Genomic DNA, 22,019 nt, shown 5'->3' with positions numbered 1-22,019 from the left:
ATCCGTCTGTATTACGATGGGGAAACCACGGTCTTTGCCAATATTAATGCCATTTAATCCAGCAAAAAATCAGCAGCCACGCGCTTAGCCCCCAGCAGACCACCGCACCGCCAAGCGCGACGGGCAGGCGCATCACGCCGCTGAAATACCATAGCGTTGCAAGATAAATGAAATAAGGAATGATCGACCACATGCTAAAGACGATGGTGGTACGCATCGCGTCGATGCCCCGCTCGCTGGCCACGATATAGTGCGCGATAAGCGCAAACGTTGGAAACAGAGGAATTAATCCGGCGATATAATAATTTTTTGTTTTTGACAGCAGACCAATCAATACGACGACCAGCGCCCCCAGGGCAGCTTTAATCACGAGTCCCATTACCTTGCCTTAACATGCTAATAACAACAGCGTGTAGCATAACGGAACCGCTCTCGTTTAGAAAAGATTTATGGAAGGGAAAACAGAGGCGGTGTATGTTGGCGTTTTCTATTCTCCATTTATAATATGAACCGCATTGTATTTGTTGAAGATGACGCTGAAGTGGGTTCTCTCATTGCCGCTTATCTGGCGAAACATGATATTGATGTCATTGTTGAGCCGCGTGGTGACCGGGCGGAGGATCTTATCCTCACCACTCAGCCCGATCTGGTTTTACTGGATATTATGCTTCCAGGTAAAGATGGCATGACGATATGCCGCGATTTACGCCACCGCTGGCAAGGCCCGATTGTCCTGCTCACCTCGCTGGACAGTGATATGAATCATATTCTGGCGCTGGAGATGGGCGCCTGCGACTACATCCTCAAAACCACGCCTCCGGCCGTTTTGCTGGCGCGTCTGCGCTTACACCTGCGGCAAAGCGAACAAACGCAACAGGCAAAAAGTCTTCAGGAGAGCGCGCTTACGCCGCATAAAGCGCTGCGTTTTGGCGCGTTAACCATCGATCCCCTTAACCGGGCGGTCCAGCTCAATGGCGATTTCATATCGCTCTCCACCGCCGATTTTGAATTGCTCTGGGAACTGGCGACACACGCCGGACAAATTATGGATCGCGACGCGTTGCTAAAAACGCTGCGCGGCGTCAATTATGATGGTCTGGATCGCAGCGTGGATGTGGCGATTTCCCGCCTGCGTAAGAAACTGCTGGATAGCGCTGCTGAGCCCTATCGTATAAAGACCATTCGCAATAAAGGCTATCTTTTTGCCCCTCATGCCTGGGACGAAACGACGGGATAAGTTAGCCGACAAATTTTACCTGCCTTTATCAAGTCATAGTGGCGATGCTCATCACCGCCACTGTTCAAAAAACAGACATTGTATACATGAATGCTATTTTTATTAGTCGAAACGGCCCCTTTATTACCGTTTTCTCTGCGTTGTGGTTCATGATTACGTCTTTTTCGCTCAAGAAAGTTAAATTAAAAAAACTCGAAGCCAGTTCACAAAATTGATAACAGAATGTCTGCCCGCCGCTATATTGCCATCTTTTTTCGCAAATTGTGAAATAAAACAAATCACAGACATGAATACATAATAACAAATATATTCACCATAAATATATGCGTTTCCGATAGTAACTTTTGTATTAATTAATAACATATAAGAAAAGTTAGCATTTGCTGAAATAATATTATTCAGATTAGGATGCCTTTGATTCAACGAATCTGTAGAAGTTCAATCTTTTGCAAATAAGTTAAGTTTTTAAGGATAAAAAAATGAAAAGAAAAGTATTGGCACTTGTCATCCCGGCTCTGCTGGCTGCTGGCGCAGCACACGCCGCTGAAGTTTATAACAAAGACGGCAATAAGCTGGACCTTTACGGTAAAGTAGACGGCCTGCACTATTTCTCTGACAATAGTGGCTCTGACGGCGACCAAACCTATGTTCGTTTCGGTTTTAAAGGCGAAACGCAGATTAACGACCAACTGACCGGTTACGGCCAGTGGGAATATAACGTTCAGGCTAACACTACCGAAGGCGAAGGCGCTAATTCCTGGACTCGTCTGGCATTCGCCGGCCTGAAATTCGGCGACTACGGCTCATTCGACTATGGTCGTAACTACGGCGTCCTGTACGACGTGGAAGGCTGGACCGATATGCTGCCTGAGTTCGGCGGCGACTCCTATACTTACGCTGACAACTACATGACCGGTCGTGCTAACGGCGTGGCCACCTACCGTAACACTGATTTCTTCGGTCTGGTAGACGGTCTGAGTTTTGCTCTACAATACCAGGGCAATAATGAAAATAGCGGTAACGGTAATGAAGGTACAAATAACCGTACTGATGATGACGATTTCCGTAGAGAAAACGGAGATGGTTTTGGTATTTCTACCACTTACGATTTTGGCATGGGCTTTAGCGCAGGTGCTGCTTACACAACATCTGACCGTACAAACGATCAGGTTTCGCGTGGCGAACAGTATGCAAAAGGCGATAAAGCAGATGCATGGACTGCTGGCTTGAAATATGATGCCAACAACATCTATTTAGCCACTATGTATTCTGAAACCCGGAATATGACGCCATATGGCTCTTTGGATTCTGATGCTCATGGTGGTGTGGCTAATAAAACACAAAACTTTGAAGTTACTGCGCAGTACCAATTTGATTTCGGTTTACGTCCGGCAGTTTCCTTCCTGATGTCTAAAGGTAAAGACCTTGTCAATAACGGCGTAAATGATGACAAAGATTTGGTCAAATATGCTGATGTCGGCGCCACCTACTATTTCAACAAAAACTTCTCCACCTATGTTGATTATAAAATCAACCTGCTGGATGACGACGATAACTTCTATGCAGATAACGGCATTAATACCGATGACGTTGTCGCGCTGGGTATGGTTTACCAGTTCTAATTATTCATTAATTCTTCTCAAGCCCGCCGTTTCGGCGGGCTTTTTCTATCACCACCGTTCTAAAAACAGAACGCACTGTTCCCTGGGTACGGATTGAACGATTCTTGTTCGCTCTCTATGGTTTGCTTATCGCCCGACAAAAGGAACATGCTAATGATCAGTCTCGTCCCGTCTCTGCTTTCCAGAACCGCGCTTCTCTTTCTGCTCACGGCCACAGGCGCAGCCACCGCCGCCCGCCCGGCAGCGGATATTATTTTACATAACGGTAATATCATCACTCTGAATGATGCCCAGCCGCAGGCCAGCGCGCTGGCGATTTCCGGCTCGCGGATTGTGGCGATTGGCGATGATACGGCGACAGATGAATGGCGCGGCGACCATACCCGTACCATCGATTTACAGGGTAAAACCGTGATACCCGGCCTGACCGATACCCACATTCATGCCATTCGCGGCGGACAAACCTGGACATTCGAAACCTACTGGTACGACAGCCCTTCGCTTAAAGACGCGCTGGATAAATTACGCGCCGACGCTAACCGTCGTCCCCACGATCAATGGGTAGCCGTAGTGGGATCGTGGATACCGGCGCAATTTGCAGAAAACCGGGCGCCGACGGTAGCCGAATTGAGCCACGCCCTTCCCGATCATCCGGCTTATATTCAGTATCTTTACGACTATGCGTTAGTGAATCAGCGCGGTATAGACGTACTTGGCCTTAACAACACCCCTCCTCCTGATTTAGCGGGAATCCGCGTAGAGCGCGACGCAAAAGGTAGCGCCACGGGGAAATTATTTGGTGACATCGCCGCGTTTAACCAGCTTTTTGCCAGCATAAGTAGTAACGCCGATCGTGAGGGTGGTCTGCGGCAATTTTTCGCTGATATGAACGCTCGCGGCGTGACCGGCATCATTGACCCCTCTGCCGGGCCTGCCGCCGCTTATGAGCCTTTATTTGCAATGCGAAACCAGGGGGATTTACCGCTGCGCGTGGGGTATCGCATTCCGGTACAGCCGGAAGCGAAAGGTCATGAAGCGCAGTGGTTCAGCAACCTGATGGCCTTTCGCCCGGCGCGTGCCGATGACGGGCAACTGGCTTTTCTGGGTCTGGGGGAAAGCCTGGTGGCCGGAATGAATGACGGCGTGCGGATGGCCCCAGGATTTTCTTCCTCAGAGCAGGACAAAACCGCGCTTCGCCAGGTCGCGACGTTTGCGGCAAAACGGGGAATACCGCTTGAGATCCACGCCTATACCGATGACAGCGCCGACGCGATATTGACGATTTTTGAGCAGGTAGCGCAGCAGTACGATCTGCGCCCTCTCCGCTGGTCTATTGCGCATCTGAATACCGGTTCGCCACAGACGCTTGAGCGAATGCGTAAGCTGGGTCTGGCATACACTGTGCAAATGGGGCCTTACTTTGAGGGGCTTGCCATCCGTGACGCCAATCCACCCGGCGCGACGGACAATTCGCCGCCGGTTCGACTGGCGCTCGATAAAGGGCTTGTCGTGGCTGGCGGTACCGATTCGACGCGTATTGGCATTGCCGGTGTCTGGCACGCTATCGAATATCATATCACCGGTATAGCGTCAGGCGGTTCCGTGCGTAAACCCGCCAGCGAGCGGCTCACGCGTCTGGAAGCGCTAGCGTTATATACACGTCATGCCGCCTGGCTCGCCTTTGCCGAACAACACCGGGGCCAGCTTAGCGTCGGAAAACAGGCCGATCTGGCGGTACTCAATCAGCCATTTATGACGATGCCGGAAGACAGAATTGATACCATTCGCGCTGTTTTGACGCTTGTCGATGGACGCATTGTTCACGAAAGTCCGGACCTTAACGCCGGACAATGAGGTTGTCAGTTGACGCAAAGCCTGCTTTTATAACCCACCAGCGGCGCTGACGGGAAATCTTTTTCGTCAGCGCGCGATAGAGCTAATGTATTGAGATCCGGTGGGCGTTGATGAAAAAGCTGTTTGTGCAGTTTTACCTTTTGCTGTTCGTCTGTTTTCTGGTCATGACCTTATTGGTCGGACTGGTGTACAAATTCACCGCCGAACGCGCGGGCAGGCAATCGCTCGACGATCTGATGAAAAGTTCGCTCTATCTGATGCGCAGCGAACTGCGGGAAATTCCGCCGCGTGAATGGGGGAAAACGTTAAAAGAGATGGACCTGAACCTCTCTTTCGATTTACGCGTTGAACCGTTAAATCACTATAAGCTTGATGCCGCCACCACGCAGCGACTGCGTGAAGGCGATATTGTCGCGCTTGACGATCAATACACCTTTATTCAGCGTATCCCGCGCAGCCATTACGTCCTGGCGGTTGGCCCGGTTCCCTATCTCTATTTCCTGCATCAAATGCGACTGCTGGATATCGCCTTAATGGCGCTCATTGCCTTTTCTCTCGCCTTTCCTGTGTTTATCTGGATGCGCCCGCACTGGCAAGAAATGCTCAGGCTCGAATCCGCCGCGCAGCGCTTTGGCGAGGGTCATTTGACTGAACGCCTGCACTTCGATAATGGCTCCAGTTTCGAACGTCTGGGCGTCGCGTTCAACCAGATGGCGGATAACATTAATGCCCTGATCGCCAGTAAAAAACAGCTGATTGACGGTATCGCCCATGAGCTTCGCACGCCGCTGGTACGTTTACGCTATCGGCTTGAAATGAGTGAAAATCTGACACCGCCGGAATCACAGGCGCTCAATCGCGATATTGGTCAACTGGAAGCGCTGATTGAAGAACTGCTCACCTATGCGCGCCTTGACCGACCGCAAAATGAACTGATGTTGACCGAACCCGACCTCCCCGCCTGGTTGCTCGCGCATTTGCAGGATGTGCAAAGCGTGACCCCGGAACGCGCCGTAAACCTTGTCACATGTGTAATCGGCGATTATGGCGCGCTTGATATGCGGTTAATGTCGCGAGTGCTGGATAACCTGCTGAATAATGCGTTGCGCTACAGTCGTACCACCGTTCAAGTCAGCCTGTTACTCGACGGCAGTCAGGCAACGCTGATAGTTGAAGATGACGGCCCCGGCATTGAAGCGGATGCGCGTGAGCGCATATTTGAACCTTTTGTCAGACTCGACCCCAGTAGAGATCGGGCGACAGGCGGCTGCGGGCTTGGACTCGCCATCGTACACTCTATCGCCCTGGCGATGGGCGGTAGCGTCGTCTGTGACGAGAGCGAACTGGGCGGCGCAAAATTTAGCTTTCACTGGCCGGTCTGGCACGCTATGCCCAACGTGACCGCTGCCTGACGTATTTTGCACGCTGGTTGAGCGGCGGGAACTGTGCTATACAGATAGTATGTTGTAACTAAAGTGAGTGATACCATGTCCCGCTACGATCTCGTTGAACGCCTGAATGGCACTTTTCGCCAGATAGAACAACACCTGGCGGCGCTGACGGATAATCTACAGCAGCATTCGCTACTTATCGCCCGTGTCTTTTCACTGCCGCAGGTGACCAAAGAGGCGGAACATGCGCCGCTGGATACTATCGAGGTAACGCAACATCTGGGGAAAGAGGCCGAAACGCTGGCGCTACGTCACTATCGCCATTTGTTTATTCAACAGCAGTCCGAAAATCGCAGCAGTAAAGCCGCCGTCCGCCTGCCTGGCGTTTTATGCTATCAAGTGGATAATGTGACACAGCTAGATCTGGAAAATCAGGTACAGCGCATTAACCAGTTGAAAACCACCTTCGAGCAGATGGTTACGGTAGAGTCCGGTCTTCCCTCAGCGGCACGTTTTGAGTGGGTGCATCGGCATCTACCCGGCTTAATTACTCTGAACGCTTACCGCACGCTGACGCTTATCAATAACCCCGCCACCATACGTTTCGGCTGGGCAAATAAACATATTATTAAAAATTTAAGCCGGGATGAGGTTCTGAGCCAGTTGAAAAAAAGCCTCGCGTCGCCGCGCAGCGTCCCGCCGTGGACGCGCGAACAATGGCAATTCAAGCTGGAACGGGAATATCAGGATATCGCTGCCTTACCGCAGCAGGCCCGACTCAAGATTAAGCGTCCGGTTAAAGTACAGCCGATCGCCCGCATCTGGTATAAGGGCCAGCAGAAACAGGTGCAACACGCCTGTCCCACGCCGATTATCGCGTTAATCAACACGGACAACGGCGCTGGCGTGCCGGATATTGGCGGGCTGGAAAACTATGACGCCGACAATATTCAGCACCGTTTTAAACCACAGGCGCAGCCGCTGCGACTGATTATTCCGCGACTGCACCTGTATGTGGCGGATTAACGCCCCGGCGTCATACTGCCAACCATCAACTCCGGACGTACCCAGGCGTCGAACTCCTCGTCGCTAAGGTATCCTAATGCCACGGCTGAGGCTTTGAGCGTCAGCCCTTCTTTATGCGCCTTCTTCGCAATCTCCGCCGCTTTATCGTAACCGATGTGCGTATTGAGCGCAGTGACCAGCATCAGCGACTCATTCAGCAACTGCGTAATACGCTCGCGGTTTGGCTCGATTCCTGACGCACAGTGTTGATTGAAACTCGCCATGCCATCGGCCAGCAGGCGCACCGTTTGCAAAAAATTATGAATAACCATCGGACGATAGACATTGAGCTCAAAGTTGCCCGATGCGCCCCCCATATTGATGGCCACATCGTTACCCATTACCTGGCAACATAGCATCGTTACCGCTTCACACTGGGTCGGATTCACTTTACCTGGCATAATGGAACTGCCTGGCTCATTCTCCGGGATAGCAATCTCGCCAATGCCGCAGCGCGGGCCGGACGCCAGCCAGCGAACATCGTTGGCGATTTTCATCAGCGAGGCCGCCAGTCCTTTTAATGCGCCATGCGCCTGTACCAACGCGTCACAGGTCGCCAGCGCTTCGAATTTATTGGGGGCGGTAACAAACGGCGCCGCGGTAATCGTCGCCAGTTCCTCGGCCACGCGCCGGGCATATTCCGGATGGGTATTAAGCCCTGTCCCTACTGCGGTTCCGCCGAGCGCCAGTTCCGCGACGTGCGGTAAACTGTGCTCAATGTGTCTGAGGTTATGTTCCAGCATGGCTACCCAACCGGAAATCTCCTGGCCTAAGGTGAGCGGCGTCGCGTCCTGCAGGTGAGTACGGCCAATTTTGACAATATCGGCGAAAGCGTGGGATTTATCGCGAAGCGTATCCGTTAATGCGGATAATTGCGGGATGAGGTGTTCGCGTAACGCCAGTAACGCCGCCACGTGCATGGCGGTTGGGAACACATCGTTTGAGCTTTGACTCTTATTGACGTCATCATTGGGATGCACCTTGCGTTCCATACCGCGAACGCCGCCCAAAATTTCACTGGCGCGGTTCGCTAACACCTCATTCATATTCATGTTGCTTTGCGTACCGGACCCGGTCTGCCAAATCGCCAGCGGAAACTCATCAGCATGTTTTCCCGCCAGCACTTCATCAGCCGCCTGGATAATCGCGCTGGCTTTTTCCGCCGCCAACAACCCTAAGTCCTGGTTGACCTTCGCAGCAGCGCGCTTGGTCAACGCCAGAGCGTGAATGAGCGAGACGGGCATTTTCTCCGTGGAAATCCGAAAATGCTCCAGCGAACGTTGAGTCTGCGCTCCCCACAGTTTATCTGCCGGGACTTCAATCGCGCCCATTGAATCTTTCTCGCGGCGTACCGTTACCATTACCTGCTCCTTACTCAAGTTGATGAGATCATGTGTCGACATTGCTCACATGTTTGCGGTCTTATGAGTATTAACGATAACAACACAACGGTGTAGACCGGATAAGGCGCTTGCGCCGTTCTCCGGCAAAATAGCGAATCATGTTACCGCCCCGCAGGGCGGCGACATTACTTAACGCAGCGCGCGCACTGCGATGACTGAATCTGCTGGAAGAAATCGTTACCTTTATCATCCACCAGAATAAAGGCCGGAAAATCCTCCACTTCAATTTTCCAGATAGCCTCCATACCCAGTTCAGGATATTCCACGCACTCCAGGCGCTTGATACTACCCTGCGCCAGAACGGCTGCCGGGCCGCCGATACTGCCCAGGTAGAAGCCGCCATGTTTCTTACAGGCATCGGTCACCTGCTGGCTGCGGTTGCCTTTCGCCAACATGATCATACTGCCGCCCTGCGACTGGAGCTGATCAACATAAGAGTCCATTCGTCCTGCGGTAGTCGGCCCAAGCGACCCGGAGGCGTACCCTTCCGGCGTTTTTGCCGGCCCCGCATAATAGATAGGATGATCTTTGATGTACTGCGGCAAACCTTCGCCTCTGTCCATCCGTTCTTTCAGTTTAGCGTGCGCGATGTCGCGGCCCACAATAATCGTGCCGTTCAGCGACAGGCGCGTTGATACCGGATACTGCGACAGTTGTTGCAGTATCTCGCTCATGGGACGGTTAAGATCAACGCGCACCGCCTCGCCCTCTCCCGCCTGGCGCAGCGCCTCTGGAATATATTTACCGGGATTGCGCTCCAGCTTCTCGATCCAGATCCCTTCCCGGTTGATCTTCGCTTTAATGTTTCGATCCGCGGAGCAGGACACGCCCATACCTACCGGACACGATGCCCCATGGCGCGGCAATCGGATGACACGAATATCGTGAGCGAAATATTTGCCGCCGAACTGCGCACCTAAGCCAAGATTTTGCGCCTCAAGCAACAATTCTTTTTCCAGCTCAATATCGCGGAAGGCCTGCCCGTGTTCATTGCCTTCGGTCGGTAGCGCATCATAGTATTTTGCCGAGGCCAGCTTAACGGTCTTCAGGTTCGCTTCCGCCGAGGTACCGCCAATGACAAACGCGATGTGATACGGCGGACAGGCGGCGGTGCCCAGCGTACGCATTTTATCAACGAGATAATTTTTGAGCTTACCCGGCGTCAGAAGCGCTTTTGTCTCCTGATAAAGGTAGGTTTTATTCGCCGATCCGCCGCCTTTAGCGATACAGAGGAATTTATATTCATCGCCATCGACGCTGTAGAGATCGATCTGCGCCGGCAAGTTAGTACCGGTATTGACCTCTTTGTACATATCCAGCGCCGCGTTTTGCGAATAGCGCAGGTTATCTTCGATATAGGTGTTATATACGCCGCGAGCCAGCGCCGCTTCATCACCTCCACCAGTCCAGACGCGTTGGCCTTTTTTGCCGACAATAATGGCCGTACCGGTATCCTGGCAGGTGGGCAACACGCCCTTGGCCGCAATATCGGAGTTTCGCAGGAATTGCAGCGCGACATATTTGTCGTTTTCACTGGCCTGCGGATCGCGCAGAATATCCGCCACCTGCTGCTGATGCGCGGGACGTAACATAAAAGACGCATCGTGGAAGGCCTGACGCGCCAACAACGTTAGCGCTTCCGGCGCGACTTTCAGGATCTCTTGTCCTTCGAATTCGGCGACGGAAACATGTTCGCTGGTCAACAAGTAGTACTCGGTATCGTCCTTTTTGAGGGGAAAAGGGTCTTGATAAAAGAAGGGTTTGTTTGACATTGTGCTCTCACTTACCGCTCGGTATGGTTATTCTCTGGGCAGGTGTTCCATTGCCCGACTCAAAGCGAGTAACACTATCCTACACAATTTTTTAACAAAAACTGAGACAAGTACGACTTTTTACGCCCGGAGGTTACTTCATGCGGGTTTCTTGGTTTAATACCTCCCATTGATCTCCACATTGAAACAGGGCTTGATAATGCAAAAACTCATTAACTCAGTGCAAAACTATGGCTGGGGAAGTAAAACTGCGTTAACGGAACTTTATGGCATCGCCAATCCGCAGCAGCAGCCAATGGCTGAACTCTGGATGGGCGCGCATCCCAAAAGCAGCTCGCGAATCACCACCGCCAACGGCGAAACCGTCTCCCTGCGTGACGCCATCGAAAAGAATAAAACCGCCATGCTGGGCGAAGCGGTAGCCAACCGTTTCGGCGAACTGCCGTTTCTGTTTAAAGTACTGTGCGCCGCGCAGCCGCTCTCTATTCAGGTGCACCCGAATAAACGCAACTCCGAAATCGGTTTCGCGAAAGAAAATGCGGCGGGTATCCCCATGGATGCCGCAGAGCGGAACTATAAAGATCCTAACCATAAACCAGAGCTGGTTTTTGCCCTGACGCCTTTCCTGGCGATGAACGCGTTCCGCGAATTTTCTGACATTGTCTCTTTACTGCAACCTGTCGCCGGCGCGCATTCCGCTATCGCCCACTTTTTGCAGGCGCCGAACGCTGAACGTCTGAGCCAGCTTTTCGCCAGCCTGTTGAATATGCAAGGCGAAGAAAAATCCCGCGCGTTAGCCGTACTCAAAGCGGCGCTTAACAGCCAACAAGGCGAACCGTGGCAAACGATCCGCGTGATTTCAGAGTATTATCCTGACGACAGCGGGCTTTTCTCTCCTTTGTTGCTGAATGTGGTCAAACTGAATCCCGGCGAGGCGATGTTCCTGTTTGCCGAAACGCCTCATGCTTATCTGCAGGGCGTTGCGCTGGAAGTCATGGCGAACTCCGATAACGTTCTGCGCGCTGGCCTTACGCCAAAATATATCGACATCCCTGAGCTGGTCGCGAACGTGAAGTTCGAACCTAAGCCTGCCGGCGAGTTGCTGACTGCCCCGGTAAAAAGCGGCGCGGAGCTGGACTTCCCAATTCCGGTTGACGATTTTGCTTTTTCACTGCACGACCTGGCGCTTCAGGAGACGAGCATCGGCCAACACAGCGCCGCGATTCTGTTCTGCGTTGAGGGTGAGGCGGTGTTACGTAAAGATGAACAGCGTCTGGTACTGAAGCCGGGTGAATCGGCCTTTATCGGCGCGGATGAATCTCCGGTTAACGCCAGCGGCACGGGCCGTTTAGCGCGTGTTTATAACAAGCTGTAGCAACGTACTGAATTTTTTAACAACTCTTGCTAAGCTTATAACAGACGTAAAACTCCTCCAGGCGGTTTAATCCGCCTGGTTTCATTTTTATGGACAATTGATATGAAAAAAACACTGGTAGCTGCAGGTGTAGTGATTGCACTTGGCATCGTCTGGACAAGCGGTGCCTGGTATACGGGGAAAAAGCTGGAGAACCATCTTGCAGAAATGGTGACTCAGGCCAATGAACAGCTCAAGCGTACTGCGCCGGAGGCCGGTGTCGAATTAAGTTATCAAAACTACCAGCGTGGCGTGTTCAGTAGCCATCTGCAACTGGTTGTCAAACCGGTTGCCGGCGCAGACAATACCTGGTTGAAGCCCGGGCAAAGCATTGTGCTGGACGAGTCCGTTTCACATGGCCCCTTCCCGCTCGCCCAGCTCAAAACGCTCAATCTGATCCCTTCTATGGCGTCGGTAAAAACCACTCTGGTGAATAACGATGCGGCAAAACCCCTCTTTGATATCGCGAAAGGCGACACGCCCTTTGTTATCAATACCCGCATTGGTTATGGCGGCGATACCCGCTCCGATATCTCTCTCAAGCCGTTAAACTACGAGAATGCCGGTGAAAAGGTCGCCTTTAGCGGCGGCGAGTTCCAGCTTAACGCCGATAAAGACGGTAATGTGGTTTCGCTGTCAGGCGAAGCGCAGAGCGGCCTGGTCGATGCCGTTAACGAATATAATCAGAAGGTCCAACTCACCTTTAATAATTTGAAAACCGACGGTACCAGTAAACTGGCAAGCTTTGGCGAACGTGTGGGCGACCAAAAGTTAACGCTGGATAAACTGTCCATCGCCATTGAGGGTAAAGAGATGGCGGTGCTGGAAGGGATGGAAATTACCGGCAAGTCCGATCTCGTCAACGACGGAAAAACCATTAACAGCCAGTTGGATTACTCGCTTAACAGCCTGAAAGTGCAGAATCAGGATTTGGGCAGCGGTAAATTAACGCTGAAAGTCGGCCAAATCGACGGCGAAGCCTGGCACCAGTTTAGTCAGCAATATCATGCGCAAACGCAGGCGCTGCTGAATCAGCCGGACGTGGCGCAGAATCCTGAGCTTTATCAGCAAAAAGTCACCGAAGCGTTCTTTAGCGCTCTCCCCGTGCTGTTAAAAGGCGATCCGGTACTGACTCTGGCGCCGCTTAGCTGGAAAAACGCCAAAGGGGAAACCACGCTGAATCTGTCGCTGTTCCTCAAAGATCCGGCAACCACAACGGCACAACCACAAACGCTGGCGCAGGAAGTCGACCGCTCCGTGAAATCGCTGGATGCGAAACTGGCAATTCCAATGGACATGGCGGTCGAGTTTATGACGCAGATAGCAAAACTGGAAGGCTATCAGCAGGATGATGCGGAAAAACTGGCAAAACAGCAGGTGCAGGGGCTGTCCGCAATGGGTCAGATGTTCCGACTGACAACGCTGAAGGATAATACTATCGCCTCCAGTTTGCAGTACGCCAATGGCCAGATCACGCTCAACGGACAAAAAATGCCGTTGGAAGACTTTGTCGGCCTGTTTGGGATGCCGGCGCTTTCCGTTCCGGACGTTCCGGCGCTGCCTCAACAATAATCGCCTTGCCGGGTGTCGCGATGCTGCACCCGGCCTGCGCCGAACGACGCGCAGCCTCTACTTTTGCGTTACCAGGCGAGCGGCTATCGTTTGACTCCGCACATGGTGCTCGTCGTGAGCATTAGGCGGCACGGAAAACATCGTGAGTCTGGACAACTGCATCCCCCCTACGCCTGTCAGTGAAAGATATGTCGTTTGTCGATGTCCAGGCATTGAAGGACAATCACGCGACAGGCATCGTACAGCTCAATCAGCATAATTTGCAGGTAATTATCGGCCCGCGGGTTCAGTCGGTAAAAGATGAAATGGTTGGCCTGATGAATACCGTTCAGGCATAAGGAAGGGATATGTTCGATTTTTCACAGGAAGTTGACCGACGCGGGACATGGTGTACGTAGTGGGATTATGTCGCCGATCGTTTTGGCGAAGCCGATCTGCTCCCCTTTACGATCTCGGATATGGATTTTGCCACCGCACCGTTCGCTGATACTGTCTACAGGCGGGGGGTTGCCCCTTTATCCTGAGAGGCGATAACAGAGACGCCCCCGTGAGCTGACCGGGGGCGCGTTAAAGAGAATGATACAAAATTTCTCCCGCGCTCTCGCGAAGTTGCAACGTAATGACTCCGTTTTTGCAAAATTTCCAGAGCATTATCAATCTGTAGTATAATGGTGCGCACTTTTATTAAAAATTGAGTGCGCCCATGATTGATATTACGCTTCCTTTGACTGACATCCACCGCCACCTTGATGGCAACATTCGCGCCCAAACAATTCTGGATCTTGGTCGACAGTTCAACATCGCCCTTCCCGCCCAAACGCTGGAAACGTTGATTCCGCATGTCCAGGTCACCTCAACCGAACCCGATTTAGTGAGCTTTCTCACGAAGCTCGATTGGGGGGTAAAAGTCCTGGCATCGCTTGACGCCTGCCGCCGTGTGGCCTTTGAAAATATTGAAGATGCCGCACGTAACGGCCTGCATTACGTCGAGCTTCGCTTTTCGCCCGGCTATATGGCGATGGCGCATCAGTTACCGATCGCAGGCGTGGTTGAAGCCGTTATCGACGGCGTACGCGACGGCTGTAACACGTTTGGCGTCGAGGCGCGACTCATTGGCATTATGAGCCGTACCTTCGGCGAGGAGGCATGTTTACAGGAGCTTGATGCGCTGCTGGCGCACAGAGAAAAAATCACCGCGCTGGATTTAGCCGGTGATGAGCTGGGCTTTCCCGGCAGTCTGTTTTTGTCGCACTTTAATCGGGCGCGCGATGCGGGCTGGCATATTACCGTTCACGCTGGCGAAGCCGCAGGGCCGGAAAGTATCTGGCAGGCGATTCGCGAACTGGGGGCCGAGCGTATCGGACATGGCGTAAAAGCTGTCGAAGATCGCGCGTTAATGGATTTTCTTGCACAGCAGCGTATCGGTATTGAATCCTGTCTGACCTCGAATATTCAGACCAGTACCGTCGCATCGCTGGCGGATCATCCACTCAAAACCTTCCTTGAGCATGGCGTTCTCGCCAGTCTTAATACGGACGATCCGGCTGTTCAGGGCGTAGATATTATCCATGAATATCACGTCGCCGCGCCAGCGGCAGGATTGAGCCGCGAACAGATTCGCCAGGCGCAGATTAACGGTCTGGAAATCGCCTTTCTGAGCGATAGCGAAAAACGTGCGCTGCGCGAAAAAGTGGCCGCGGCGTAAGATTGCTTTATTGACACTAACGCTCTTCTCCGCCTGCGGTTTAATGCTATCCCAGGCGGAGAAATGCGACATCTCAGGCAAGACACAGCGTCGCGCGATGTTTTGCCGATTCCATGCCCAGTTCAATCAACTCCATAATTTGAATCGCCTGGCTTGCCGGCACGGGATTTTCACCGTTACCGTTTAACGCATCGCGGATAGCGGCATAATATGCCGGATAGTTACCCGGCAACGTAAGCCAGTTCTCTTCTTTGCGCGTCTCTCCCTCAACCAGGGTCAATACGCCGTCACGCATGTCGTATCCCCAGTCTTCCTGCGGTAAACGCTCGCCGTTTTTTAACCGTTCTTCCTGGGGATCGAGGCCATATTTAACATAGCTACCGCGCGAACCATGAACGATGTATCGCGCGGATTCCGCCGCGGCCAGCATCGTACCGTGCAAAATCACGCGGCGCTGGGGGTAGGATAAAATCGCGTGGAAATAATCTGTAGATTGCGCGCCCGGACGCAGTTGCGCTAAATCCACCGTCATGCTGACCGGCAGGCCAAAAAGTTGAATGGCCTGATCCAACAAGTGCGGCGCCAGATCGTACCAGATACCACTTCCCGGCCCGCCTTGCTCGCGCCAGCGGTCGCGCACCTGGGGACGAAAGCGATCAAAGTGGGATTCAAACAAGGACACCTCGCCGAGCACGCCATCGGCCAGCAAGGCTTTCAGCGTCAAAAAATCGCTGTCCCAGCGTCGGTTGTGGAAGACGGAAAGTACCCGGCCAGTGCTCCGCGCTAGCGCATCCAACTCTCGCGCCTGTGACAGTGTCACGGTAAAGGGTTTATCAACCACCACATGCTTACCGGCTTCCAGCGCAGCTTTCGCCAGCGGGAAATGGGTATCGTTGGGCGTCGGGATCACGATCAGGTCGATATGCGGATCGTTAAATAAATGTCGGGGCTCAGAGACCACGGAAACCGCCGGCCAGTCTGCTTTCACTTTTGTTTCATCGCTGCTGGATACCGCCGCAAGCTCTAGCCCTGGCGTTCCCATAATTAAGGGCGCATGAAAGGTTTTACTGGCGTAGCCATAACCGATTAACCCAACGCGGATTTTGTCATTCATCTCACTGCCTCCGGTTTTAGATATCGCTATTCCACACCATCGTGCGATTAGCCGCAATAGCGTCCTGACCATCAACGTAGCATCAAATGATTAACTTGTTACAGAACAGAGGCTGAAAACGTTTCCCTCCCTCTTGCCGACCGTTCGCCAGGAAAGTAACATTTACCCCCTGTGTTTATGGATAAATCAAAGCAAATGTCGTCAATAATGAATCGTCTTATTGAATTAACTGGGTGGATAGTTCTCGTTATCTCAGTCATTCTTTTAGGTATTGCCAACCATATTGACAATTACCAACCACCAGAGCCCACGGCTTCCGTCCAGAAGAAGTAAGCGTCAGATAATGTAAAGGCATTTTCGCGTGGTACGGTAAGCGGCGCCCCGGGGGGTGTAAAGAAAAGTCAAAAACCGGCAAAAAAAACGAAATATGTCCTATCTGGTCTGACGTTTATTGCCTGTTGTAGGAAAGCGCGTTAACCTTTCGCCCCAGGCGCCATGTGGCGCCTGACTCTTTACCGGTAAGAATATTCCCTTTTTACCTGCACCCCTGACCTCTCACTGGTGCGGTTTTGTTTATTTTTTATCAGTGACTACTCCGTTGGCATTATATTTAATATGGATCAACTTTATATGACTGTTCAGGATTATCTATTAAAATTCCGCAAAATTAGTTCGCTCGAAAGTCTGGAAAAACTGTTCGACCACCTTAACTATACCCTTACTGATGACATGGACATTGTTAATATGTATCGCGCTGCAGATCACCGCCGTGCCGAACTGGTTTCCGGAGGACGCCTGTTTGATGTAGGTCAGGTTCCGCAATCCGTCTGGCGCTATGTGCAATAAAGAAAGTAGCGTTTAACATCAAAAACCTTATAATATTTGCCCCAAAATGAGCGGCATGACCGTTAACGCGCGTAACCCCGGAGAAGATATGACTACAACACCGCCACAACGAATTGGAGGCTGGCTTCTTGGCCCGTTAGCCTGGCTGTTAGTCGCGTTGTTGAGCGCCTCGCTGGCGTTATTACTCTACGTTATGGCGCTTGCCACACCGCAAACGTTCAAGACGCTTAGCGGACAGGAAACCGGTAATTTACTGCTATGGGGCATTTCATTTATTACCGCTATCGCCATGTGGTACTATACCTTGTGGTTGACGATCGCATTCTTCAAGCGCAGACGCTGCGTGCCAAAGCATTACATTATCTGGCTGCTGGTGTCGGTGTTACTGGCGGTTAAAGCATTTGCCTTTTCGCCCGTCTCAGATGCCTTTGCCGTGCGTCAGTTACTCTTCCCACTGTTGGCGACGGCGCTCATTGTGCCTTATCTCAAACGTTCAGCGCGCGTTAAAACAACGTTTGTTAATCCGTAATAACCCTACAGTTAACCTGTTGTCGCCTGTGGTAGTTTGACAGATAATAGGCGGCTTTTTTATTTCAGGCCGAAACATGACTGATTACCTGCTGCTCTTTGTCGGAACTGTACTGGTCAATAACTTTGTACTGGTCAAATTCCTGGGCCTTTGTCCCTTTATGGGCGTATCCAAAAAACTGGAAACCGCCATGGGGATGGGCCTCGCGACGACCTTTGTCATGACGCTGGCGTCGATATGCGCCTGGCTTATCGACACCTGGATACTTATTCCGCTGGATCTGATTTATCTGCGGACGCTAGCCTTTATCCTCGTCATTGCTGTGGTCGTGCAATTTACCGAAATGGTTGTGCGGAAAACCAGCCCGGCGTTATACCGCTTGTTAGGCATCTTCTTACCACTGATTACCACTAACTGTGCGGTTCTGGGCGTAGCGTTACTGAATATTAATCTCGGTCATCACTTTCTTCAGTCGGCGCTGTACGGATTTTCCGCCGCCGTCGGTTTTTCATTAGTGATGGTTCTGTTTGCCGCCATCCGCGAACGCCTTGCCGTGGCGGATGTGCCCGCCCCTTTTCGTGGTAACGCGATAGCATTGATTACCGCAGGATTAATGTCTTTGGCCTTTATGGGCTTTAGTGGTTTGGTGAAGTTGTAATGAATACTATCTGGATTGCCGTTGGCGCCCTGACCCTTCTGGGTCTGGTGTTCGGCGCCATTCTGGGTTATGCCTCCCGCCGATTCGCGGTTGAAGATGATCCGGTTGTTGAAAAAATCGATGCGATTTTGCCGCAGAGCCAGTGTGGTCAGTGCGGCTATCCCGGCTGCCGCCCCTACGCCGAAGCCGTGGGTCTCCAGGGCGAGAAAATCAATCGTTGCGCGCCCGGCGGCGAAGCCGTCATGCTGAAAATTGCAGAGTTGCTAAACGTAGAGCCGCAGCCATGCGATGGTGAAGAACAGCAGGCCGCGCCAGTACGTATGCTGGCAGTTATTGATGAAAATAACTGCATTGGCTGCACAAAATGTATTCAGGCCTGCCCGGTTGACGCCATTGTTGGCGCAACGCGCGCCATGCACACGGTCATGAGCGATCTCTGTACTGGCTGTAATCTGTGCGTCGATCCGTGTCCGACGCACTGCATCGAATTACGTCCGGTGAATGAGACGCCCGACAGTTGGAAATGGGATTTGAACACCATTCCCGTTCGCATCATTCCCGTGGAACAACATGCTTAAACTATTTTCCGCTTTCAGAAAAGATAAAATCTGGGATTTCGACGGTGGTATTCATCCGCCCGAAATGAAGACCCAGTCAAACGGCACGCCGCTGCGTCAGGTGCCTTTAGCGCCGCGCTTCGTTATCCCCTTAAAACAGCACATTGGCGCTGAGGGCGAGTTGTGCGTTAGCGTCGGCGATCACGTGCTACGCGGCCAGGCGCTTACCCGTGGACGTGGGAGAATGCTGCCGGTACACGCGCCCACCTCCGGGACGGTTATCGCTATTGCCCCCCACTCGACGGCACATCCTTCGGCGCTGGCGGAGTTAAGCGTCATCATTGATGCCGACGGCGAGGACCGCTGGATTGAACGCGAGGGCTGGTCTGATTACCGCGCCCACAGCCGTGAAGCGCTCATTGAACGCATTCATCAGTATGGCGTTGCCGGGCTTGGCGGCGCAGGGTTTCCCACCGGCGTTAAATTGCAGGGCGGCGGCGATAAAATCACCACGCTTATTATCAATGCCGCAGAGTGCGAACCTTACATTACGGCGGACGATCGTCTGATGCAGGACTGCGCCGCGCAGATTGTGGAAGGTATTCGCATCCTGGCGCATATTCTGCAACCGCGTGAGGTATTAATCGGCATTGAAGATAACAAACCGCAGGCTATTTCCATGCTGCGCGCCGTACTGGCTGACGCCCACGATATTTCGTTACGTGTGATCCCAACCAAATACCCTTCCGGCGGCGCAAAACAGCTCACCCAAATACTGACGGGAAAACAGGTTCCCCACGGCGGGCGCTCCTCTGATATTGGCGTGCTGATGCAAAACGTCGGTACGGCGTATGCCGTTAAACGCGCCGTGATTGACGGCGAACCGATCACAGAACGCGTCGTCACCTTAACGGGTGAAGCGGTAAGCCGTCCGGGTAACGTCTGGGCGCGGCTCGGCACTCCCGTTCGTCATTTGCTTAACGATGCCGGGTTCTGCCCTTCTGCTGACCAGATGGTCATCATGGGCGGCCCGTTGATGGGATTCACCCTTCCCTGGCTTGACGTACCGGTCGTAAAAATCACCAACTGCCTGCTGGCGCCATCCGTGACTGAAATGGGGGCGCCTCAGGAAGAGAAAAGCTGTATTCGTTGCAGCGCTTGCGCTGACGCCTGCCCTGCCGACCTTTTACCGCAGCAGCTTTATTGGTTCAGCAAAGGGCAGCAGCATGACAAGGCTACCGCTCACCATATTGCTGATTGTATAGAATGCGGCGCCTGCGCCTGGGTCTGCCCGAGTAATATTCCGCTCGTCCAATATTTCCGTCAGGAAAAAGCGGAGATTAATGCGATCAGGCTTGAAGAAAAACGCGCCGCCGAAGCCAAAGCGCGTTTTGAGGCTCGTCAGGCAAGACTGGAGCGCGAAAAAGCCGCCCGCCTTGCACGTCATAAGAGCGCAGCGGTACAACCAGCGGCAAAAGATCAGGATGCCATTGCCGCTGCGCTGGCGCGGGTAAAAGAGAAACAGGCGCAGGCCACGCAACCGGTGGTTATTCAGGCGGGTAGTCAGCCAGACAATAGCGCCGTCATCGCGGCCCGTGAAGCGCGTAAAGCGCAAGCGCGCGCTAAACAAGCCGCTCATCCGGTGGCTGACAGCGCGATATCCGGCGGCGACCCGCGTAAAGCCGCAGTGGAGGCGGCTATCGCTCGCGCCAAAGCCCGCAAACAGGAGCAGCAGGCCGGAAGCGAACCTGCCGAACCGGTCGATCCGCGCAAAGCCGCGGTGGAGGCGGCTATCGCCCGCGCCAAAGCCCGCAAACAGGAGCAGCAGGCCGGAAGCGAACCTGCCGAACCGGTCGATCCGCGTAAAGCCGCGGTGGAAGCGGCCATCGCCCGCGCCAAAGCCCGTAAGCAGGAGCAGCAGGCCGGAAGCGAACCTGCCGAACCGGCCGACCCGCGTAAAGCCGCGGTGGAAGCGGCTATCGCCCGCGCCAAAGCCCATAAGCAGGAGCAGCAGGCCGGAAGCGAACCTGCCGAACCGGTCGATCCGCGTAAAGCCGCGGTGGAAGCGGCCATCGCCCGCGCCAAAGCTCGTAAACAGGAGCAGCAGGCCGGAAGCGAACCTGCCGAACCGGCCGACCCGCGTAAAGCCGCGGTTGCTGCGGCTATCGCCCGCGTTCAGGCAAAAAAAGCAGCACAGCAGCAGGTTGTTAACGAGGATTAAATGGTATTCAGAATCGCAAGCTCGCCTTATACCCATAACCAGCGCCAGACATCGCGAATCATGTTGCTGGTATTAATCGCCGCTCTGCCGGGGATTGCCGCGCAGACGTGGTTTTTTGGTTGGGGAACGCTTTTCCAGATCGTTCTGGCTGCTATCACGGCGCTCGTCGCAGAAGCCATTGTCCTCAGGCTGCGCAAACAATCGGTCGCCAGTCACCTGCAGGATTATTCCGCGTTATTGACGGGGCTTTTGCTGGCGGTCAGCATCCCTCCGCTTGCGCCCTGGTGGATGGTCGTGCTGGGAACCGGATTCGCCATTATTATCGCTAAACAGTTATATGGCGGGCTGGGACAAAACCCCTTTAATCCGGCCATGATCGGCTACGTGGTGCTATTAATTTCCTTTCCGGTGCAAATGACAAGCTGGTTGCCGCCTTATGAAATAGCCGCAACAACGCCCGATATGCTGGACACGTTGCGGATGATTTTTAGCGGGCATACCGCCAGCGGCGGCGATATGACGCTGCTACGTATCGGTATTGACGGTATCAGCCAGGCGACGCCGCTGGATACGTTTAAAACTTCCTTGCGCGCCGGGCACTCCGTTGAGCAAATCATGCAGTACCCGATATACAGCGGCGCGCTGGCCGGCGTGGGCTGGCAGTGGGTTAACCTCGCCTGGCTTGTCGGCGGCGTATTCCTGCTGTGGCAAAAAGCTATCCGCTGGCATATCCCGGTCAGTTTTCTGCTCACGCTGGCGCTATGCGCAGCGTTAGGTTGGCTTTTCTCGCCCGCTACGCTGGCCTCGCCGCAGCTTCATCTGCTGTCAGGCGCCACCATGCTGGGCGCATTTTTTATCTTAACGGATCCGGTTACCGCCTCCACGACCAACCGTGGACGTTTAATTTTCGGCGCGCTGGCTGGGGTATTAGTGTGGCTGATTCGTAGCTTCGGCGGCTATCCGGACGGCGTTGCTTTTGCTGTCCTGTTGGCGAATATCACGGTTCCTCTGATCGACTACTACACGCGCCCCCGCGTCTATGGACATCGCAAAGGATAA

19 protein-coding genes and 2 pseudogenes are annotated in these 22,019 nt (G+C 53.2%); 17 read left to right on the top strand and 4 right to left on the bottom strand.

All coding sequences use genetic code 11. The features are described from left to right. Positions 1–43: 43 nt before the first annotated feature. Positions 44–379, bottom strand: coding sequence for a GlpM family protein (locus HV477_RS01235; protein WP_000524877.1), 336 nt, complete (start codon positions 377–379; stop codon positions 44–46). Between the two features lie 126 nt (positions 380–505). Between HV477_RS01235 and rstA the strand changes: the two genes are divergently transcribed. From rstA to tus, 5 genes are all read left to right on the top strand, one after another. Next, positions 506–1,237, top strand: coding sequence for a two-component system response regulator RstA (gene rstA / locus HV477_RS01230; RefSeq protein WP_001080048.1), 732 nt, complete (start codon positions 506–508; stop codon positions 1,235–1,237). Positions 1,238–1,716: 479 nt separating this feature from the next. Next, the gene (gene ompC / locus HV477_RS01225; protein WP_023180972.1) at positions 1,717–2,859 is read left to right on the top strand and encodes a porin OmpC; all 1,143 of its coding nucleotides are present in this window, start codon (positions 1,717–1,719) and stop codon (positions 2,857–2,859) included. Positions 2,860–3,006: 147 nt separating this feature from the next. Further along, complete coding sequence (locus HV477_RS01220) at positions 3,007–4,713, top strand: amidohydrolase (protein ID WP_114063906.1); 1,707 nt, start codon at positions 3,007–3,009, stop codon at positions 4,711–4,713. Positions 4,714–4,823: 110 nt separating this feature from the next. Next, positions 4,824–6,125: a two-component system sensor histidine kinase RstB gene (gene rstB / locus HV477_RS01215; protein WP_023256813.1), complete on the top strand. Its 1,302-nt coding sequence runs from the start codon at positions 4,824–4,826 to the stop codon at positions 6,123–6,125. A 75-nt stretch (positions 6,126–6,200) separates the two neighbouring features. Next, a complete protein-coding gene (tus, locus tag HV477_RS01210) occupies positions 6,201–7,130 on the top strand; it encodes a DNA replication terminus site-binding protein (RefSeq protein WP_079898987.1) in 930 nt (309 codons plus the stop codon). Here tus and fumC read toward each other — a convergent pair. Next, entirely contained in the window at positions 7,127–8,530 is a 1,404-nt protein-coding gene (fumC, locus tag HV477_RS01205) for a class II fumarate hydratase (protein WP_000259117.1), read from the bottom strand. The genes tus and fumC overlap by 4 nt on opposite strands. Before the next feature lie 167 nt (positions 8,531–8,697). Continuing rightward, entirely contained in the window at positions 8,698–10,344 is a 1,647-nt protein-coding gene (fumB, locus tag HV477_RS01200; protein WP_000066609.1) for a class I fumarate hydratase, read from the bottom strand. Positions 10,345–10,543: 199 nt separating this feature from the next. Here fumB and manA point away from each other — a divergent pair, with 199 nt between their 5' ends. The 5 genes and pseudogenes from manA (at position 10,544) to add (ending at position 15,035) form a co-directional block, all read left to right on the top strand. After that, positions 10,544–11,719: a mannose-6-phosphate isomerase gene (manA, locus tag HV477_RS01195; RefSeq protein ID WP_079898986.1), complete on the top strand. Its 1,176-nt coding sequence runs from the start codon at positions 10,544–10,546 to the stop codon at positions 11,717–11,719. A gap of 102 nt (positions 11,720–11,821) precedes the next feature. Then, on the top strand, positions 11,822–13,330 hold the full coding sequence (locus HV477_RS01190; RefSeq protein ID WP_079898985.1) for a YdgA family protein: 1,509 nt from the start codon (positions 11,822–11,824) through the stop codon (positions 13,328–13,330). Positions 13,331–13,448: 118 nt separating this feature from the next. Next, positions 13,449–13,668, top strand: a pseudogene (locus HV477_RS01185) (glucose PTS transporter subunit EIIB); the annotation flags it as partial. A 9-nt stretch (positions 13,669–13,677) separates the two neighbouring features. After that, positions 13,678–13,809, top strand: a pseudogene (locus tag HV477_RS01180) (transcriptional regulator); the annotation flags it as partial. 224 nt (positions 13,810–14,033) lie between these two features. Next, entirely contained in the window at positions 14,034–15,035 is a 1,002-nt protein-coding gene (gene add, locus HV477_RS01175) for an adenosine deaminase (RefSeq protein WP_079898983.1), read from the top strand. A 73-nt stretch (positions 15,036–15,108) separates the two neighbouring features. Here add and HV477_RS01170 read toward each other — a convergent pair whose 3' ends face one another. Next, a complete protein-coding gene (locus HV477_RS01170) occupies positions 15,109–16,149 on the bottom strand; it encodes an oxidoreductase (protein WP_000998242.1) in 1,041 nt (346 codons plus the stop codon). A gap of 207 nt (positions 16,150–16,356) precedes the next feature. Between HV477_RS01170 and blr the strand changes: the two genes are divergently transcribed. The 7 genes from blr (at position 16,357) to rsxD (ending at position 22,019) form a co-directional block, all read left to right on the top strand. After that, entirely contained in the window at positions 16,357–16,482 is a 126-nt protein-coding gene (gene blr, locus HV477_RS01165; RefSeq protein WP_001708800.1) for a division septum protein Blr, read from the top strand. A gap of 297 nt (positions 16,483–16,779) precedes the next feature. Beyond that, a complete protein-coding gene (ydgT, locus tag HV477_RS01160) occupies positions 16,780–16,995 on the top strand; it encodes a transcription modulator YdgT (protein ID WP_000217946.1) in 216 nt (71 codons plus the stop codon). A gap of 88 nt (positions 16,996–17,083) precedes the next feature. Next, positions 17,084–17,524, top strand: a complete 441-nt coding sequence (locus tag HV477_RS01155) for a DUF2569 domain-containing protein (RefSeq protein WP_000214061.1) — start codon at positions 17,084–17,086, stop codon at positions 17,522–17,524. 76 nt (positions 17,525–17,600) lie between these two features. After that, positions 17,601–18,182, top strand: coding sequence for an electron transport complex subunit RsxA (rsxA, locus tag HV477_RS01150; RefSeq protein WP_000133179.1), 582 nt, complete (start codon positions 17,601–17,603; stop codon positions 18,180–18,182). Continuing rightward, entirely contained in the window at positions 18,182–18,760 is a 579-nt protein-coding gene (gene rsxB, locus HV477_RS01145; protein WP_001092597.1) for an electron transport complex subunit RsxB, read from the top strand. The genes rsxA and rsxB overlap by 1 nt, the downstream gene beginning before the upstream one ends. Continuing rightward, a complete protein-coding gene (gene rsxC, locus HV477_RS01140) occupies positions 18,753–20,960 on the top strand; it encodes an electron transport complex subunit RsxC (protein ID WP_114063904.1) in 2,208 nt (735 codons plus the stop codon). Before rsxB ends, rsxC begins: the two co-directional genes overlap by 8 nt. Further along, on the top strand, positions 20,961–22,019 hold the full coding sequence (gene rsxD / locus HV477_RS01135; protein WP_000231888.1) for an electron transport complex subunit RsxD: 1,059 nt from the start codon (positions 20,961–20,963) through the stop codon (positions 22,017–22,019).

Origin of the sequence: Salmonella sp. SG203 (assembly GCF_013350575.1) — a bacterium.
GTDB lineage: Bacteria > Pseudomonadota > Gammaproteobacteria > Enterobacterales > Enterobacteriaceae > Salmonella > Salmonella enterica.
This window is presented reverse-complemented; position numbering and strand designations above follow the sequence as displayed.

Bases quoted from the DNA above. Each gene is read 5' to 3' on its own strand.
- rstB (WP_023256813.1), top strand. From the start codon at position 4,824: ATGAAAAAGCTGTTTGTGCAGTTTTACCTTTTGCTGTTCGTCTGTTTT.
- fumC (WP_000259117.1), bottom strand. From the start codon at position 8,530: ATGGTAACGGTACGCCGCGAGAAAGATTCAATGGGCGCGATTGAAGTC.
- add (WP_079898983.1), top strand. From the start codon at position 14,034: ATGATTGATATTACGCTTCCTTTGACTGACATCCACCGCCACCTTGAT.
- manA (WP_079898986.1), top strand. From the start codon at position 10,544: ATGCAAAAACTCATTAACTCAGTGCAAAACTATGGCTGGGGAAGTAAA.
- rsxB (WP_001092597.1), top strand. From the start codon at position 18,182: ATGAATACTATCTGGATTGCCGTTGGCGCCCTGACCCTTCTGGGTCTG.
- HV477_RS01220 (WP_114063906.1), top strand. From the start codon at position 3,007: ATGCTAATGATCAGTCTCGTCCCGTCTCTGCTTTCCAGAACCGCGCTT.
- rsxC (WP_114063904.1), top strand. From the start codon at position 18,753: ATGCTTAAACTATTTTCCGCTTTCAGAAAAGATAAAATCTGGGATTTC.
- rstA (WP_001080048.1), top strand. From the start codon at position 506: ATGAACCGCATTGTATTTGTTGAAGATGACGCTGAAGTGGGTTCTCTC.
- rsxD (WP_000231888.1), top strand. From the start codon at position 20,961: ATGGTATTCAGAATCGCAAGCTCGCCTTATACCCATAACCAGCGCCAG.
- HV477_RS01190 (WP_079898985.1), top strand. From the start codon at position 11,822: ATGAAAAAAACACTGGTAGCTGCAGGTGTAGTGATTGCACTTGGCATC.
- HV477_RS01235 (WP_000524877.1), bottom strand. From the start codon at position 379: ATGGGACTCGTGATTAAAGCTGCCCTGGGGGCGCTGGTCGTCGTATTG.
- fumB (WP_000066609.1), bottom strand. From the start codon at position 10,344: ATGTCAAACAAACCCTTCTTTTATCAAGACCCTTTTCCCCTCAAAAAG.
- blr (WP_001708800.1), top strand. From the start codon at position 16,357: ATGAATCGTCTTATTGAATTAACTGGGTGGATAGTTCTCGTTATCTCA.
- HV477_RS01155 (WP_000214061.1), top strand. From the start codon at position 17,084: ATGACTACAACACCGCCACAACGAATTGGAGGCTGGCTTCTTGGCCCG.
- tus (WP_079898987.1), top strand. From the start codon at position 6,201: ATGTCCCGCTACGATCTCGTTGAACGCCTGAATGGCACTTTTCGCCAG.
- HV477_RS01170 (WP_000998242.1), bottom strand. From the start codon at position 16,149: ATGAATGACAAAATCCGCGTTGGGTTAATCGGTTATGGCTACGCCAGT.
- ydgT (WP_000217946.1), top strand. From the start codon at position 16,780: ATGACTGTTCAGGATTATCTATTAAAATTCCGCAAAATTAGTTCGCTC.
- ompC (WP_023180972.1), top strand. From the start codon at position 1,717: ATGAAAAGAAAAGTATTGGCACTTGTCATCCCGGCTCTGCTGGCTGCT.
- rsxA (WP_000133179.1), top strand. From the start codon at position 17,601: ATGACTGATTACCTGCTGCTCTTTGTCGGAACTGTACTGGTCAATAAC.